The sequence below is a fragment of the Leifsonia sp. Root1293 genome, from assembly GCF_001425325.1.
Lineage (GTDB): Bacteria > Actinomycetota > Actinomycetes > Actinomycetales > Microbacteriaceae > Orlajensenia.
Map to the genome: position 1 here is coordinate 52,716 of NZ_LMEH01000001.1, position 14,921 is coordinate 67,636.

The window sequence follows — 14,921 nt, forward strand, 5'->3', positions numbered from 1 at the left end:
GGCGCGTCTGCGCAGCATCTGCAACATCTGAGCATCCGCCCCGAAGGTCGGCCCACCTTTGCGCACGCGGGGGCGCGAAATCACCTGAATAACTAGGATCGGGAGCATGAAGCTCGAACTTCGCGGCATCACGAAGACATTCGGTGCCCTGGTCGCCAATGACCACATCGATCTCACCGTCGAACCCGGGGAGATCCACTGCCTCCTCGGCGAGAACGGTGCAGGCAAGTCCACCCTCATGAACGTGCTCTACGGCCTGTACCAGGCCGACGGCGGCGAGATCCTCCTCGACGACGCCGTGCAGCACTTCGCCGGTCCCGGCGACGCCATGGCGGCGGGAATCGGCATGGTGCACCAGCACTTCATGCTCATCCCCGTCTTCACCGTCGCCGAGAACGTGATGCTCGGCCACGAGGAGACCCGCGCCGGCGGTCTGCTCGACCTTCCTGCCGCGCGTGCCAAGGTCAGGGAGATCTCCGAGCGGTTCGGGTTCGACGTCGACCCCGACGCGCTCGTCGATGAGCTCCCCGTCGGCGTGCAGCAGCGCGTCGAGATCATCAAGGCGCTCTCCCGCGATGCGCGCGTCCTCGTGTTCGACGAGCCGACGGCAGTGCTCACGCCGCAAGAGACCGACGAGCTGATGCAGATCATGCGCCAGCTGCGCGACGCCGGAACCGCCATCGTCTTCATCACCCACAAGCTGCGCGAGGTACGCGAGGTCGCCGACAGGATCACGGTCATGCGTCTCGGCAAGGTCGTCGGTGAAGCCCAGCCCACGGCGACCAACGCCGAGCTGGCCTCGCTCATGGTCGGCCGCGCCGTCGAGTTGACCGTGCACAAGGAGGCGCCCACCCTCGGCGAGGAGGCGCTCATCGTCGAGAACCTCACCGTCGTCGACCCGATCGGCCAGCTCGTCGTCAACGACGTGAGCTTCTCGGTGCGCCGGGGCGAGATCCTCGCCATCGCCGGTGTGCAGGGCAACGGACAGACCGAGCTCACAGAGGCGCTCGTGGGTCTCCAGCCCCGTGTCACCGGCCGCATCAGCCTCGACGGCCGCGAGCTGACCGGTGCGAGCGTTCGGAAGATCCTCGACGCCGGCGTCGGCTTCGTGCCGGAGGACCGCAACGAGGACGGCCTCGTCAGTGAGTTCACCATCGCCGAGAACCTCATGCTCGACAGGTCGACGGGTCGGCCGTTCGTGAAGGCCGCGAGCCTGCAGCTCGGCTATCTCGCCGAGTTCGCGACCGAGAAGGTCGCCGAGTTCGACGTGCGCACTCCGAGCATCGAGACCAAGGTCGGCCGCCTCTCGGGCGGCAACCAGCAGAAGGTCGTCCTCGCCCGCGAGCTGAGCCGAGACCTGACCCTGTTCGTCGCAGCCCAGCCGACCCGCGGCGTGGACGTCGGGTCGATCGAGTTCATCCACAAGCGCATCGTCGCGACGCGCGACTCCGGCGTTCCCGTCATCGTCGTGTCGACGGAGCTCGACGAGGTCGCAGCCCTGGCCGACCGCATCATGGTCATGTACCGCGGTCGCATCGTCGGCATCGTGCCAGGCAACACGCCACGCGACGTGCTCGGCCTCATGATGGCCGGAGAGGCCCCGACCTCAGAAGGAGTCGCCGCATGAGCGACGAGAACCCGCAGAAGACAGCCACCCCCGCGCCAGCCGCGGCTCCGGCATCCGGCTCCACGGTGGCCGTCGAGCCGCCATCGCGCTGGACCGTCGCCCTCCGCGAGATCGCCACCGGGAACGCCATCATCTCGGTGCTGGCCGTCCTGCTCGCCCTGCTCGTCGGCGCCATCATGATCGCCTTCACCGACGAGAACGTGCAGAAGGCGTCCGTCTACTTCTTCGCCCGTCCCGGCGACACCGTCGTCGCGGTCTGGCAGTCGGTGTCCGGTGCGTACTCCGCGCTGTTCCAGGGATCCATCTACAACTTCCGGCGCCCGGGATTCGAGGCGGGCATCAAGCCGCTCACCGAGACCCTCACCTTCGCCACGCCGCTCATCGCCGCCGGCCTCGGAGTCGGCCTCGCCTTCCGCGTCGGCATGTTCAACATCGGTGGTCGTGGCCAGATGCTCATCGCGGCATCCGTCGCCGGCTGGGTCGGCTTCGGCTGGGACCTCCCGTGGGGCATCCACATGATCGTGGCCGTGCTCGCCGGCATGCTCGGTGGCGCACTCTGGGCCGGAATCGCCGGCCTCCTCAAGGCCCGGACCGGAGCCCACGAGGTGATCGTCACGATCATGCTCAACTACATCGCCTACTACCTGGTCTCGTGGATGCTGCGCACGCCCGGACTGCTGCAGGCACCGGGCTCGAGCAACCCGAAGACGCCGGCCATCAAGGAGACGGCCGTCTTCTTCAAGATCCTCGGCCCGCAGTACAACCTGCACTTCGGCTTCATCCTGGCGATCATCGCGACGATCATCGTCTGGTGGATCCTCAACCGCTCCAACCTCGGCTTCCAGTTCAAGGCAGTCGGCGAGAACCCGAACGCCGCGCGCGTCGCCGGCATCAACGTCAAGTCGATGTACGTGTACGCGATGCTCATCGCCGGCGCACTCGTCGGCCTGGCCGGCGTGGCGCAGGTGCTCGGCACGGTGACGACGGGCTTCAGCTCGGGCATCGACGCCGGCATCGGCTTCGACGCCATCACCGTCGCCCTCCTCGGACGCTCGACGCCCTGGGGCATCTTCGCCGCAGGCATCCTGTTCGGCGCCTTCAAGGCCGGCGGATTCTCGATGCAGGCCGCCGAGGGGGTCCCGGTCGAGATCGTGCTCGTCGTGCAGTCGCTCATCGTGCTGTTCATCGCCGCTCCGCCGCTGGTCCGGGCGATCTTCCGCCTGCCCTCTCCGGGGACGCGGCCGAAACGATCAGTTCCCAACGTCACGAAGGAGGTGGCGGCGAAGTGAGCACCACAACCGAGAACACCGCACCCGCATCGACGCCTGCTCCGGTCGTCGTGCTCGCGAAGACCGTCATCACCAGCTGGAAGGCGCCCGTCGCATTCCTCATCTTCACGCTGGCCATGTTCGCGCTCGCCATCTTCGGCGCCAGGAGCGGCGACACCACCTTCAGGCTCTCGAGCCCGGCGGATGCCATCCAGCTGCCCGAGGTCGTCGTGCCGTCGGCTCTCACGGTCTGGGTCGTCGCGATCCTCCTCGCCGCGGTGACCATCGTGAGTGCCGCCATGGTGCGTGCCCAGAAGCGGGTGCCGCTCTGGCTCATCGTGATCTTCGCCGTGCTGTTCATGTTCGGCTTCCTCACCTGGGCCGCTGCGGGGGAGTCGCTGCCGATGATCGGACTCCTGTTCGGCTCGCTCAGCCTCGCCGTGCCGCTGATCTACGGGTCTCTGGCCGGTGTGATCGGTGAGCGGGTCGGCGTCGTCAACATCGCCATCGAGAGCCAGTTGCTCGCCGGTGCCTTCACGGCGGCTGTCGTCGCCTCGCTGACCGGCAACCTCTGGTTCGGAGTCATCGCCGCCATGATCGCCGGCGTGCTGGTGGCCATGGTGCTGGCCGTGTTCGCCATCAAGTACCTCGTCGACCAGGTCATCGTCGGTGTCGTGCTCAACGTGCTCGTCGTCGGCCTCACCAGCTTCTTCTACTCGCAGGTGCTGGTGCCCAACGCCGCGGTGCTGAATGCGCCCCCGCGCTTCGAGCGACTCCCGATCCCCCTGCTCGGCGACATCCCCATCATCGGTCCGGTGCTCTTCAAGCAGACGATCATCGTCTACATCATGTACGTGGCCGTCGCGGCGGTCTACGTCGGGCTGTTCCACACCAAGTGGGGCCTGCGCCTCCGCGCGGTCGGGGAGCACCCGCAGGCCGCGGACACCGTCGGCATCAAGGTCAACAAGACCCGGTTCTGGAACGTGGCTCTCGCCGGCGCCATCGCCGGCCTCGGTGGAACGTTCTTCACCATCGGAACCGGAATCGCCTTCAACAAGGAGATGACGGCTGGTGCAGGCTACATCGCCCTCGCCGCCGTGATCTTCGGCCAGTGGGACCCGATCAAGGCCACGCTCGCCGCCCTTCTGTTCGGCTTCGCGTCGAACCTGCAGAACACCCTCAGCGTGATCGGATCGCCGGTGCCGAGCGAATTCATGCTCATGCTGCCCTACGTCGTCACGATCTTCGCCGTCGCCGGCCTCGTCGGCAAGGTGAGACCACCGGCGGCATCAGGAAAGCCATACGTGAAATCATGACCGAGCACACAGCATCCGTTCCCGAGATCGACTGGGCGGCGCTCCGCTCCGCAGCCGTCGAGGCCATGGGCAAGGCGTACGTCCCGTATTCGGAGTTCCCCGTCGGTGCGGCCGCCCTCGTCGACGACGGTCGCATCGTCTCCGGCTGCAACGTGGAGAACGCCTCGTACGGCGTCACCCTGTGCGCCGAGTGCACGCTCGTCTCCGGACTCTTCATGTCGGGCGGCGGGAGGCTCGTCGCGTTCACCTGCGTCGACGGCAACGGCGAGACCCTCATGCCGTGCGGCCGCTGCCGCCAGCTGCTCTACGAGCACTCCACCGAGGGAATGCTGCTCGAGACGGTCTCGGGCATCCGCACCATCGACGAGGTGCTGCCGGACGCCTTCGGCCCGCGCCAGCTCGCCGAGTACCGGGGCTGAACGCCCCCCCGACGGACCGGACGCCGACGACCGAGCTCTGCGAGCGTCGGGTCGGCGATGCGGGCCGAGCGAACCGAAAGTAGGACACCATGGCCGTTGAAGCCTTCGACGTCGTCGACCTCATCCACACCAAGCGCGATCGGGGATCGCTGACGAGCGCCCAGATCGACTGGCTGATCGATGCGTACACGCGCGGCTACGTCGCCGACGAGCAGATGTCGGCCATGACCATGGCCATCTTCCTCAACGGCATGAGCCGTACCGAGATCCGTGACATGACCATGGCGATGATCGCCAGCGGTGAGCGGATGAGCTTCGACGCCCTGCCGATGCCGACGACGGACAAGCACTCGACCGGAGGGGTCGGGGACAAGATCACCCTGCCGCTCATGCCCCTCGTCGCCGTGTTCGGAGTTGCCGTGCCCCAGCTGTCCGGCCGTGGCCTCGGGCACACCGGCGGCACGCTCGACAAGCTCGAGTCGATCCCGGGCTGGCGCGCCAACCTCAGCAACGAGGAGATGTTCGCCCAGCTGCGCGACCACGGCGGCGTCATCTCCGCCGCCGGAAGCGGCCTCGCCCCTGCCGACGGCAAGCTGTACGCCCTGCGCGACATCACCGGCACCGTCGAGGCCATCCCGCTCATCGCGTCGTCGATCATGTCGAAGAAGATCGCCGAGGGCACCGGTGCCCTGGTGCTCGACGTGAAGTTCGGATCCGGTGCGTTCCTCAAGGACATCGACCGGTCCCGGGAGCTCGCCCGCACGATGGTCGAGCTGGGGGAGGACGCCGGAGTGGCCACATCCGCCCTCCTGACGAACATGAACGTGCCGTTGGGCCTCGCCATCGGCAACGCCAACGAGGTGCGCGAGAGCGTCGAGGTGCTGGAGGGTGGAGGTCCGGCCGACATCGTCGAACTCACCGTCGCCCTGGCCAGGGAGATGCTCGCCCTCGTCGGCAAGACCGATGTCGACGTCGAGGCCGCCCTGCACGACGGCCGCGCCATGGACAAGTGGCGCGACGTCATCAGAGCGCAGGGCGGGGACCCGGATGCCGCCCTCCCCGTCGCGCGCGAGACGCACACCGTCGTCGCCGACCGGGACGGCGTACTCGTCGAGCAGCAGGCGCTGCCGTTCGGCATCGGCGCCTGGCGCCTGGGAGCCGGGCGAGCCCGCAAGCAGGATCCCGTGCAGCACGCTGCCGGAATCGACCTGCACGCGAAGCCCGGCGACGCCGTCACGGCCGGCCAGCCGTTGTTCACGCTGTCGGCCGACGAGCCGGAGCGCTTCGCCCGGGCCCTTGAGGCCGTCGAGGGCGCATGGCGCATCGGCGACGTCGGCGAGCCCGTGCAGGACGGCGGCCCCCTGATCGCGGAGCGCATCGAACGCTGACGGCCGCGCCCCGTCGCTCGCCGGCCTGGAAAGCGAGGACTTTCCGCTCCTCGGCGGCGTGAAGCGGCGGTGAAACGTGTCAGCGGCGCGATCCTCCTCGCTTTCCAGCGGGGGGATCGGGCCGACGCGCAACAAATCAGCGCCCCCGGCGGCCCGGCCGCACCGGTAGATTTGACGACGTGAACACGATTCCGACGGACTACCTCTTGCCTGGCGGTGGCACGAGCATCAACTCGCTGCCCAAGGTCTCCCTGCACGACCACCTCGACGGCGGCCTGCGCCCCCAGACGATCATCGAACTGGCCGATGCCATCGGCATCGACGTGCCGGAGACGGATGCGACCGCGCTGGCGAGCTGGTTCGCCGACCAGGCCGATTCCGGGTCGCTCGTGGAGTACCTCAAGACCTTCGACGTCACGACGGCGGTCATGCAGACCACCGAGGGCCTCGAGCGGGTCGCCCGCGAGTTCGTGCAGGACCTGGCTGCCGACGGCGTCATCTACGGGGAGATCCGCTGGGCCCCCGAGCAGCACCTCGCGCGGGGGCTGACCCTCGACCAGGCCGTCGAGGCCGTGCAGGCAGGCATCGAGGCCGGAATCGACGACGTGGCGTCGGGCACGGGCAACGGCATCCGCATCGGCCAGCTCGTCACCGCCATGCGCCACGCGAACCGCGGCCTCGAGATCGCCGAGCTGGCCGTGCGCCACCGCGACCGCGGCGTCGCCGGCTTCGACATCGCCGGCGCCGAGCTGGGGTTCCCGGCGCGCAACCACCTCAGCGCATTCGACTACCTCGCCAAGGAGTTCCTGCCCGTCACCGTGCACGCGGGCGAGGCCGACGGCATCGACAGCATCCGTGGCGCACTCTTCGACGGCCGGGCGCTGCGTCTCGGGCACGGCGTCCGCCTCGCCGAGGACATCTCGATCGAGCGCGAAGACGACGACAACACCTACGTGACGCTCGGTCCTGTCGCCCAGTGGGTGCGCGACCGTGAGATCGCCCTCGAGCTCTCGCCGTCCTCGAACCTGCAGACCGGTGCCATCGCCGCCTGGGGAGACGAACTGGTCGACCACCCCTTCGACCTGCTCTACCAGCTCGACTTCAGGGTGACCGTGAACACCGACAACCGCCTCATGAGCCGCACCACCATCAGCCGCGAACTCGCCCTGCTGGCGGATGCCTTCTCCTACGACCTCGACGACTTCGAGGTCTTCCAGCTCAACGCCGCCTCGGCCGCCTTCCTCCCGCTCGAGGACCGCGACGAGCTCATCGAGCAGATCAGCGCTGGATTCGACGCGGCCTGACCCGCTCGCCACAGCAGTCCCCGAACGACAGAGAGCCACCACCGTGCTGCCCCCACTTCCAGAGCGTGCCATCAGGCTCGGTGCGACCGCGACGGACTGGCGGGGCGCCGTACGGATCTGCGGCGCGGCCCTCCGCGACTCCGGTGCGACGACGGATGTCTACACCGAGCGCATGATCGGCGTCATCGAGGAGTTCGGTGCCTACGTGGTCATAGCGCCGGGGTTCGCCCTCGCCCACGCCCGACCCGGCAGCGACGTGAAGACCGACGGCCTGGCCGTCGTCACGCTCGCCGAACCTGTGCGGTTCGGTCACCCGCACAACGATCCGGTGAGTGTGATCATCGGACTGGCGGTCACGACGACCGATGAGCACGTCGGCGCCGTCGCGACTCTGGCGAACGTGTTCAACGACGGGGCGGTCATCCCCGCCCTGGCCGCCGCGAGCGATGACGAGACCGTCAGGGAACTGCTGGGGTACACACCATGAAGATCGTCGCCATCTGCGGAGCCGGAATCGGCACGTCGGCCATCCTCAAGCTCAACGCCGAACGCGCTCTGGAGCGACTCGGGGTCGAGGCCATAGTGTCTGCGACCGATGTCGCCAGCGTGGGGGTCGCGGCATCCGACGCCCAGGTGATCCTCACCTCGCCCGAGCTCGTGAAGCACATCGGACCGACCAACGCCGACATCGTCGTCATCGACAACTACTTCGACGTCGACGAGATCACGACCAAGCTCGAGATCGCCGTCGGCTAGCGGGCGGCCCTCCTCGCCGGTCGGGTGGACCCGCTCGCGGGCTGCCCGACGCGCCGGGGAACGGCCGCCTAGCCCACCAGTTCCCGCATGCCGGCGTCGAGCGCCGCGACCGAGGCCGCTGCAGCCGCCGTGCGCTCCGCGACGCTGCCCTCGTCGCTCGAGGAGTCGATGTAGACCTTGAGCTTCGGCTCGGTGCCACTCGGACGCACCATGATGCGCGAGCCGTCCGTCAACTGGATGCGCAGCACGTCGCTCGGCGGAAGGCCACCGAAGCCGTCGGCCAGGTCTTCGATGCGATCGACCCTGATGCCGCCGATCTGCGACGGCGGCAGGTCGCGCAGCCTCTGCATGGTGCTCGCGATGCGAGCCAGATCCGTCACGCGGATGGAGATCTGCGAGGACGCGAATGCGCCGAAGGTCTCGGTGAAGGCGGAGAGGTGGTCTGCGACAGTGCGGCCGTCGGCCTTCAACTCGCTGGCGAGGGAGAGGAACGCGACCGCGGCGGAGATGCCGTCCTTGTCGCGCACGTCGTCGGGATTGACGAGGTAGCCCAGCGCCTCCTCGAAGCCGAAGATGAGACCGGGTGCGCGCGAGATCCACTTGAATCCCGTGAGGGTGTTGGAGAAGTGCAGGCCGTAGTGGCGGGCGATGGCGGCGAGTCCGGGGGAGGAGACGATCGAGCAGGCGAGGGTTCCGTCGCCCGGTGCGCGGCTCGCCGCGTTTCGCTCCGCGGCCCACCAGCCGAGCAGCAGCCCGACCTCGTTGCCGGACAGGCGCCTGTAGCCGCCGTCGGCGGCGGCATCCGGGATTGCGATGGCGAGGCGGTCGGCGTCGGGGTCGTTGGCGATCACGAGCTCGGCCTGCCGGGCGCGGGCCTCCTCGGTCGCCAGGTCCATGGCGCCCGGCTCCTCGGGGTTCGGGAAGGCGACGGTCGGGAAGGCGGCGTCGGGCTCGATCTGGGAGTGCACGATGTGCGGTTCGTCGAATCCGGCGGCCGAGACCGCGCGGGCGAAGGTCTCCCACCCGACGCCGTGCATCGCCGTGTAGACGACGTTCACCTGGGCACGCGGGACAGGGGCGATGGCAGCGGTGGCCTCGACGTAGGCGTCGACGACGGATTCGTCGGCGGTCTCGAACCCGGCGCGCGGAAGCTCGAGCACGTTCGATCCCGCGGCCACCAGGAGGATCTCCTCGGCGATCTCGACGTCTGCCGGCGAGACGATCTGCGAGCCCTTGTCGCGTCCGCCGAGATAGACCTTGTAGCCGTTGTCGTTCGGAGGGTTGTGCGATGCCGTGACCATGACCCCGGCATCGGCATCCAGGTGCCGCACCGCGTAGGCCAGCACCGGGGTCGGCAGCAGGCGGGGCAGCAGGACGGCCTTCACGCCCGCGCCCGCCATGATCTCGGCGGTGTCGGTCGCGAACACGCGCGAGTTCTTGCGCCCGTCGTATCCGATGACGACGCTCGGCGCCTCTCCGATGGCAGCGTGGTTCAGGAGGAACCGGGCGAGTCCGGCGGCGGCCTGGGAGACCAGCACGCGGTTCATGCGGTTCGATCCCGCAGCGATCTCGCCACGGAGTCCGGCGGTGCCGAAGGCCAGCCGGACGTCGAACCTGGCGTGCAGCTCGGCGACGGCCTCCGTCGACCCGGCCTCGGCCTCGTCGATCAGGGTGCGCAGCTCTGCGCGGGTCTCGGTGTCCGGATCCTGGGCGAGCCAGGCGCGGGCCTGGTCGAGCACGTGCGCTGCCGCATCGGTCGTCATGGCGTCGGTCACAGTGCGTTCGCGATCCGGGCGAGCAGGGCGCTGATGACGGCCTCGGCGTTCTGACCGGCCTCGATGACCTCGGCATGGCTGAGCGGCGTCTTCTGGATGCCGGCAGCGAGGTTGGTGATGAGGCTCATGCCGAGGATCTCCATGCCGGCCTGGCGTGCGGCGATCGCCTCGAGGGCCGTCGACATGCCCACGATGTGGCCGCCGATCGTCTTGGCCATCTGCACCTCGGCCGGCGTCTCGTAGTGCGGGCCGCGGAACTGGCAGTACACCCCCTCGTCGAGCCCGGGGTCGATCGTGCGGGCGAGATCACGCAGGCGTCGGGAGTAGAGGTCGGTGAGGTCGATGAAGGTCGCACCCTCGAGCGGCGAGTCGGCCGTCAGGTTGATGTGATCGCTGATCAGCACCGGCGTTCCGGGGGTCCACGACTCGCGGATGCCGCCGGCTCCGTTGGTGAGGATCATCGTGGTGGCACCGGTGGCCGCCGCGGTGCGCACGCTGTGCACGACCCTGCGGACTCCGTGGCCCTCGTAGTAGTGGGTGCGCGCTCCGATGACGAGGGCGTGCTTGCCGTGGGGCAGGGCGATCGAGCGGAGCATCCCGCCGTGGCCCTCGAGGGCAGGCTTGCTGAAGCCGCTGATCTCGTGTGCCGGGATGACGGCCGTGGTCTCTCCGATGAGGTCGGCGGCCTTTCCCCATCCGCTGCCGAGGGTGAGGGCGATGTCGTGGCGGTCGACGCCCGTGCGCTCTGCGATCTGCTCGGCGGCCCGCGTGGCGATCTCGAAGGGGTCGGTTCCGGGCTCGTCGAGGGGATTCGTCGTCGAATTCGTCATCCGTCCACTCTAGAGGCGGCACCCGCGCGCGACCCAGTCGGCAGACGGCGAGCGCCGCCTCCCCGGACGATGCTGGCTGACGGCGGCATCCGCTGCTCATCTGCGCGGCGCACAGCGGATCTTGAGGTTCGCGTGCATCTGCGAGAATGGAAGGCATGGCCCACGAGTTCGAGACCACCCAGCGGATCGCAATCCTCGGTGGGGGGCCCGGCGGCTACGACGCGGCCCTCGCGGCCGCCCAGTTGGGAGCCGAGGTCACCCTCGTCGAGCGCATGGGGGTCGGCGGTTCGGCCGTGCTCACCGACGTGGTGCCGTCGAAGTCGCTCATCGCAACGGCCGAGGCGTCGAACGCCATCAAGGAGGCCGCCGATCTCGGCGTGCAGTTCTACGCCCGCGGCGAGTCGGGCAAGCCGCTGCGCCCCGAGGTGGCCATCAACCTCGCCGCCGTCAACAAGCGCCTGCTGAGGCTCGCCCGCCAGCAGTCCGAGGACATGGCGGCGAACCTCGAGAAGGCAGGCGTCCGCCTGGTGCAGGGCGAGGGGCGCCTCGACGGCGCCGGAGCCATCATCGTCTCGACCGCACTCGGCGACGAGGGGACCGACTTCGACCGCATCGAGGCCGACACCATCATCATCTCCGTGGGCGCGACCCCGCGCATTCTCGACTCGGCCGTTCCCGACGGCGAGCGGATCTTCACCTGGACGCAGCTCTACAACCTGAAGAGCGTTCCGGAGCATCTCATCGTCGTCGGCTCCGGCGTCACCGGCGCAGAGTTCGCTTCGGCTTACCGCGCTCTCGGCAGCGAGGTCACGCTCATCTCGAGCCGCGACCAGGTGCTGCCGGGAGAGGACGCCGACGCCGCCCGCGTGCTCGAGAACGCCTTCCGCCGCAACGGCATGACGGTGCTGTCGAAGTCGCGTGCCGACAAGGTCGAGCGCACGGCGACGGGCGTGAAGGCGACGCTGTCCGACGGTCGGATCGTCGAGGGCTCGCACGCGCTCATGGCCGTCGGCTCCATCCCCAACACAGCGGGCATCGGTCTCGAGGCCGCCGGCGTGCAGCTCACGGCGAGCGGCCACATCCGGGTGAACCGCGTGGCACGCACTTCGGTGCCGAACATCTACGCCGCCGGCGACTGCACCACCTTCACGCCGCTGGCATCGGTGGCGTCGATGCAGGGCCGTACGGCCGTGTTCCACGCCATGGGCGACATCGTGAACCCGCCCGAGGAGCGCAACATCACCTCGAACATCTTCACTCAGCCCGAGATCGCGACCGTCGGCTGGACCCAGAAGCAGATCGAAGAAGGCATCGCCCAGGGCGAGATCTACAAGCTGCCCCTCGCCACGAACCCCCGCGCCAAGATGATGGGCATCAAGGAGGGCTTCGTCAAGATCTTCGCCCGTACGGGTTCCGGCACCGTCATCGGCGGCGTGATCGTCGCACCGAAGGCCAGCGAGCTCATCCTCCCGGTGGCGCTCGCCGTCGTGCACAGGCTGACGGTCGACCAGGTGTCAGAGGCGTTCCCGGTGTACCCGTCGCTCTCGGGATCCATCTCGGATGCCGCACGGGCGATGCACATCGTCAACAGCTGAGCCCTCTCGCCGAGGCCCGGGCGCAGGCCACGGCCGGAGGGCCCGGTCAGTCGCGCCCGATCGAGCTGCGCCCACCTGATGCGCTTCGGGCGGTCGCTGCGCTCGGCCTTCAGCGGGCGAAGCGTCAGTCGGCGATGCTGAGCAGCAGGTGGCCCGAGGCGACGGTCGAACCCACGGCGGCGTTGATGTTCTCGATGCGGCCGTCCTTGTGGGCGGTCATCGGCTGCTCCATCTTCATGGCCTCGAGCACGACGATGAGGTCGCCCTTGACGACCTGATCGCCTTCAGCGACGGCCAGTTTCACAATCGTGGCCTGCATGGGCGCCTTCACGGCGTCGCCCGTCGAGGTGCTCACCGAGTGGTGCGTCGCACGGCGGCGCGGAGCCGGCCCGCCGGTCTTCTCGGCGGACGAGCCCGGCAGCAGGCGCACGGGCAGGCTCACCTCGATGCGGCGGCCGTCGACCTCGAGGGTGACGGTGTTGCGCTGCTCCGGTGCGGCCGGCGTCTCCGCCTCGCCGCTCCACGCCTCGATGGTGTTGTCGAAGTCTGTCTCGATCCAGCGCGTGTAGATGGAGAACGGCTCGCCGTTCTCCGGTGCGAAGGCCGGGTCGCGCACGATCGCACGGTGGAAGGGCAGCACGGTGGGCAGACCGGCGACCTCGAACTCGTCGAGTGCACGGCGAGCGCGCTCGAGCGCCTCCTCGCGGTCGGCGCCGGTCACGATGAGCTTGGCCAGCAGAGAGTCGAACGATCCGCTGATCACGTCGCCGGCCTGGATGCCGGTGTCGACTCGGATGCCGGGGCCGCTCGCGGGGCGGAACACGTGCACTGGGCCCGGCGCGGGCATGAAGCCGCGGCCGGCGTCCTCGCCGTTGATGCGGAACTCGAAGGAGTGACCGCGCGGTGTCGGGTCCTCGTAGTCGAGGATGCCGCCCTCGGCGATGCGGAACTGCTCGCGCACGAGGTCGATGCCCGTGACCTCCTCGGAGACGGGGTGCTCGACCTGCAGGCGGGTGTTCACCTCGAGGAAGGAGACGGTGCCGTCCTTGCCGATGAGGAACTCGCAGGTGCCGGCACCGAGGTAGCCGACCTCCTTGAGGATCGCCTTCGATGCGCGGTACAGCTCGGTGTTCTGCTCCTCGGTGAGGAACGGCGCCGGCGCCTCCTCGACGAGCTTCTGGTGGCGGCGCTGCAGGGAGCAGTCGCGGGTCGAGACGACGACGACGTTGCCCTCTGCGTCCGCGAGGCACTGGGTCTCGACGTGCCGGGGCTCGTCGAGGTACTTCTCCACGAAGCACTCGCCGCGCCCGAACGCCGTGATGGCCTCCCGAGTGGCCGAGTCGAACAGCTCGGGGATCTCCTCGCGGGTGCGGGCGACCTTGAGGCCGCGGCCGCCGCCGCCGTAGGCCGCCTTGATGGCGACGGGCAGTCCGTGCACGTCGACGAAGTCGAGCACCTCTGAGGCGTCGGAGACGGGGTTCAGCGTTCCGGGCGCGAGGGGGGCGCCCACCTTCTCGGCGACGTGGCGGGCCGAGACCTTGTCGCCGAGGCGCTCGATGGCCTCGGGTGACGGGCCGATCCAGATGAGGCCGGCGTCGATGACGGCGCGGGCGAAGTCTGCGTTCTCGGCGAGGAAGCCGTATCCGGGGTGCACGGCGTCGGCACCTGATCGCCGGGCGATCGAGAGCAGCTTGTCGATGACGAGGTAGGTGTCGGCGCTGGTGCTTCCGTCGAGGCCGTACGACTCATCCGCGAGGCGGGAGTGGAGGGCGTCGCGATCCTGGTCGGCGTAGACGGCGACGGACCTGATGCCGCTGTCGCGGGCCGCTCTGATAACGCGGACGGCGATTTCGCCCCGGTTGGCGATGAGGACCTTGGAGATACGCGACATGATTTCACCAGCCTATTGCCGCGCACCGCATCCCTTTTAGGTGCCTCCTCCAAAAATGCGGTCCGACCGCTTCGGAAAGGTACAAGGAACGGACGCGACGGTCAGTGACGTTCGCGATTCCAGAGGGACGGCCACGCGATGCCGAGTTCCCGTACGAGATCGCGCAGTGTCGAGAGCGACAGGCCGATGACGGTGCTCGGATCGCCGTCGACGGAGCGGATGAACGGACCGCCGAGGCTGTCGATGGTGAACGCTCCCGCCACCTTCAGCGGCTCGCCGCTGGCGACGTAGGCGTCGATCTCCGCCTCGTCGACCTCGGCGAAGGTGACACGAGCCGATGCGACGGCTCCGACGGCGGCATCCGCCCGCCCGCCCCGGTGATCGATCAGCCAGTGGCCGGAGAACAGCTCGCCGCTGCGGCCGCTCTGGCGGCGCCAGCGCTCCCTGGCGACCTCGGGGAGGTGCGGCTTGCCGTAGACGGCTCCGTCGAACAGGAAGGCGGAGTCGCCGCCGAGGATGATGCCGTCGATCGGCTCCCCGTCGATGCTGGCACCCACCACGGCTTCGGCCTTCGCTCTGGCGAGAAGCTCGACCATCTCGGCGGCGGGGAGCTGGGATCCCCGGTCGGCCTCGACTGAAGCGACCAGGGCCTCCTCGTCGACGTCGGGGGAGATGGTGACGGGCTCGATGCCCGCCGCCCGGAGGGTCGCGAGCCGGGCGGGGGAGGTCGAGGCGAGGTAGAGGCGCATGAT

At 68.9% G+C, this 14,921-nt stretch carries 13 protein-coding genes; 9 read left to right on the top strand and 4 right to left on the bottom strand.

All coding sequences use genetic code 11. The annotated features are described in order from the left end of the window. The first annotated feature begins 106 nt into the window (after nucleotides 1-106). The 8 genes from ASC59_RS00250 to ASC59_RS00285 all read left to right on the top strand — a co-directional run bounded on the left by ASC59_RS00250 (nucleotide 107) and on the right by ASC59_RS00285 (nucleotide 8,078). Nucleotides 107-1,627 carry an ABC transporter ATP-binding protein gene (locus ASC59_RS00250; RefSeq protein WP_055817288.1) on the top strand — a complete coding sequence of 507 codons (1,521 nt, stop codon included), beginning with the start codon at nucleotides 107-109 and terminating at the stop codon, nucleotides 1,625-1,627. Beyond that, a complete protein-coding gene (locus ASC59_RS00255) occupies nucleotides 1,624-2,916 on the top strand; it encodes an ABC transporter permease (protein ID WP_082513307.1) in 1,293 nt (430 codons plus the stop codon). Before ASC59_RS00250 ends, ASC59_RS00255 begins: the two co-directional genes overlap by 4 nt. Beyond that, nucleotides 2,913-4,211: an ABC transporter permease gene (locus tag ASC59_RS00260; protein ID WP_055817291.1), complete on the top strand. Its 1,299-nt coding sequence runs from the start codon at nucleotides 2,913-2,915 to the stop codon at nucleotides 4,209-4,211. Before ASC59_RS00255 ends, ASC59_RS00260 begins: the two co-directional genes overlap by 4 nt. Continuing rightward, nucleotides 4,208-4,630, top strand: a complete 423-nt coding sequence (locus ASC59_RS00265; protein ID WP_055817294.1) for a cytidine deaminase — start codon at nucleotides 4,208-4,210, stop codon at nucleotides 4,628-4,630. The genes ASC59_RS00260 and ASC59_RS00265 overlap by 4 nt, the downstream gene beginning before the upstream one ends. A gap of 89 nt (nucleotides 4,631-4,719) precedes the next feature. After that, nucleotides 4,720-6,018 (top strand): thymidine phosphorylase, encoded by a 1,299-nt coding sequence (locus tag ASC59_RS00270; protein ID WP_055817297.1) that lies wholly within the window; start codon nucleotides 4,720-4,722, stop codon nucleotides 6,016-6,018. Between the two features lie 188 nt (nucleotides 6,019-6,206). After that, nucleotides 6,207-7,322 (top strand): adenosine deaminase, encoded by a 1,116-nt coding sequence (locus tag ASC59_RS00275; protein ID WP_055822537.1) that lies wholly within the window; start codon nucleotides 6,207-6,209, stop codon nucleotides 7,320-7,322. 43 nt (nucleotides 7,323-7,365) lie between these two features. Beyond that, nucleotides 7,366-7,809, top strand: a complete 444-nt coding sequence (locus ASC59_RS00280; RefSeq protein ID WP_055817300.1) for a PTS sugar transporter subunit IIA — start codon at nucleotides 7,366-7,368, stop codon at nucleotides 7,807-7,809. Then, nucleotides 7,806-8,078, top strand: coding sequence for a PTS sugar transporter subunit IIB (locus ASC59_RS00285; RefSeq protein ID WP_055817302.1), 273 nt, complete (start codon nucleotides 7,806-7,808; stop codon nucleotides 8,076-8,078). The genes ASC59_RS00280 and ASC59_RS00285 overlap by 4 nt, the downstream gene beginning before the upstream one ends. A 68-nt stretch (nucleotides 8,079-8,146) precedes the next feature. Here ASC59_RS00285 and ASC59_RS00290 read toward each other — a convergent pair whose 3' ends face one another. Further along, nucleotides 8,147-9,841, bottom strand: coding sequence for a phospho-sugar mutase (locus tag ASC59_RS00290; RefSeq protein WP_055822540.1), 1,695 nt, complete (start codon nucleotides 9,839-9,841; stop codon nucleotides 8,147-8,149). A gap of 8 nt (nucleotides 9,842-9,849) precedes the next feature. After that, nucleotides 9,850-10,683: a purine-nucleoside phosphorylase gene (locus tag ASC59_RS00295; protein ID WP_055817305.1), complete on the bottom strand. Its 834-nt coding sequence runs from the start codon at nucleotides 10,681-10,683 to the stop codon at nucleotides 9,850-9,852. A 155-nt stretch (nucleotides 10,684-10,838) separates the two neighbouring features. Here ASC59_RS00295 and ASC59_RS00300 point away from each other — a divergent pair, with 155 nt between their 5' ends. Further along, on the top strand, nucleotides 10,839-12,278 hold the full coding sequence (locus ASC59_RS00300; protein ID WP_055817308.1) for an NAD(P)H-quinone dehydrogenase: 1,440 nt from the start codon (nucleotides 10,839-10,841) through the stop codon (nucleotides 12,276-12,278). 124 nt (nucleotides 12,279-12,402) lie between these two features. Here ASC59_RS00300 and ASC59_RS00305 read toward each other — a convergent pair whose 3' ends face one another. Continuing rightward, nucleotides 12,403-14,169, bottom strand: a complete 1,767-nt coding sequence (locus tag ASC59_RS00305) for an acetyl/propionyl/methylcrotonyl-CoA carboxylase subunit alpha (RefSeq protein WP_055817310.1) — start codon at nucleotides 14,167-14,169, stop codon at nucleotides 12,403-12,405. Nucleotides 14,170-14,270: 101 nt separating this feature from the next. After that, nucleotides 14,271-14,918, bottom strand: coding sequence for a Maf family protein (locus ASC59_RS00310; protein ID WP_055817313.1), 648 nt, complete (start codon nucleotides 14,916-14,918; stop codon nucleotides 14,271-14,273). Nucleotides 14,919-14,921: the final 3 nt, after the last annotated feature.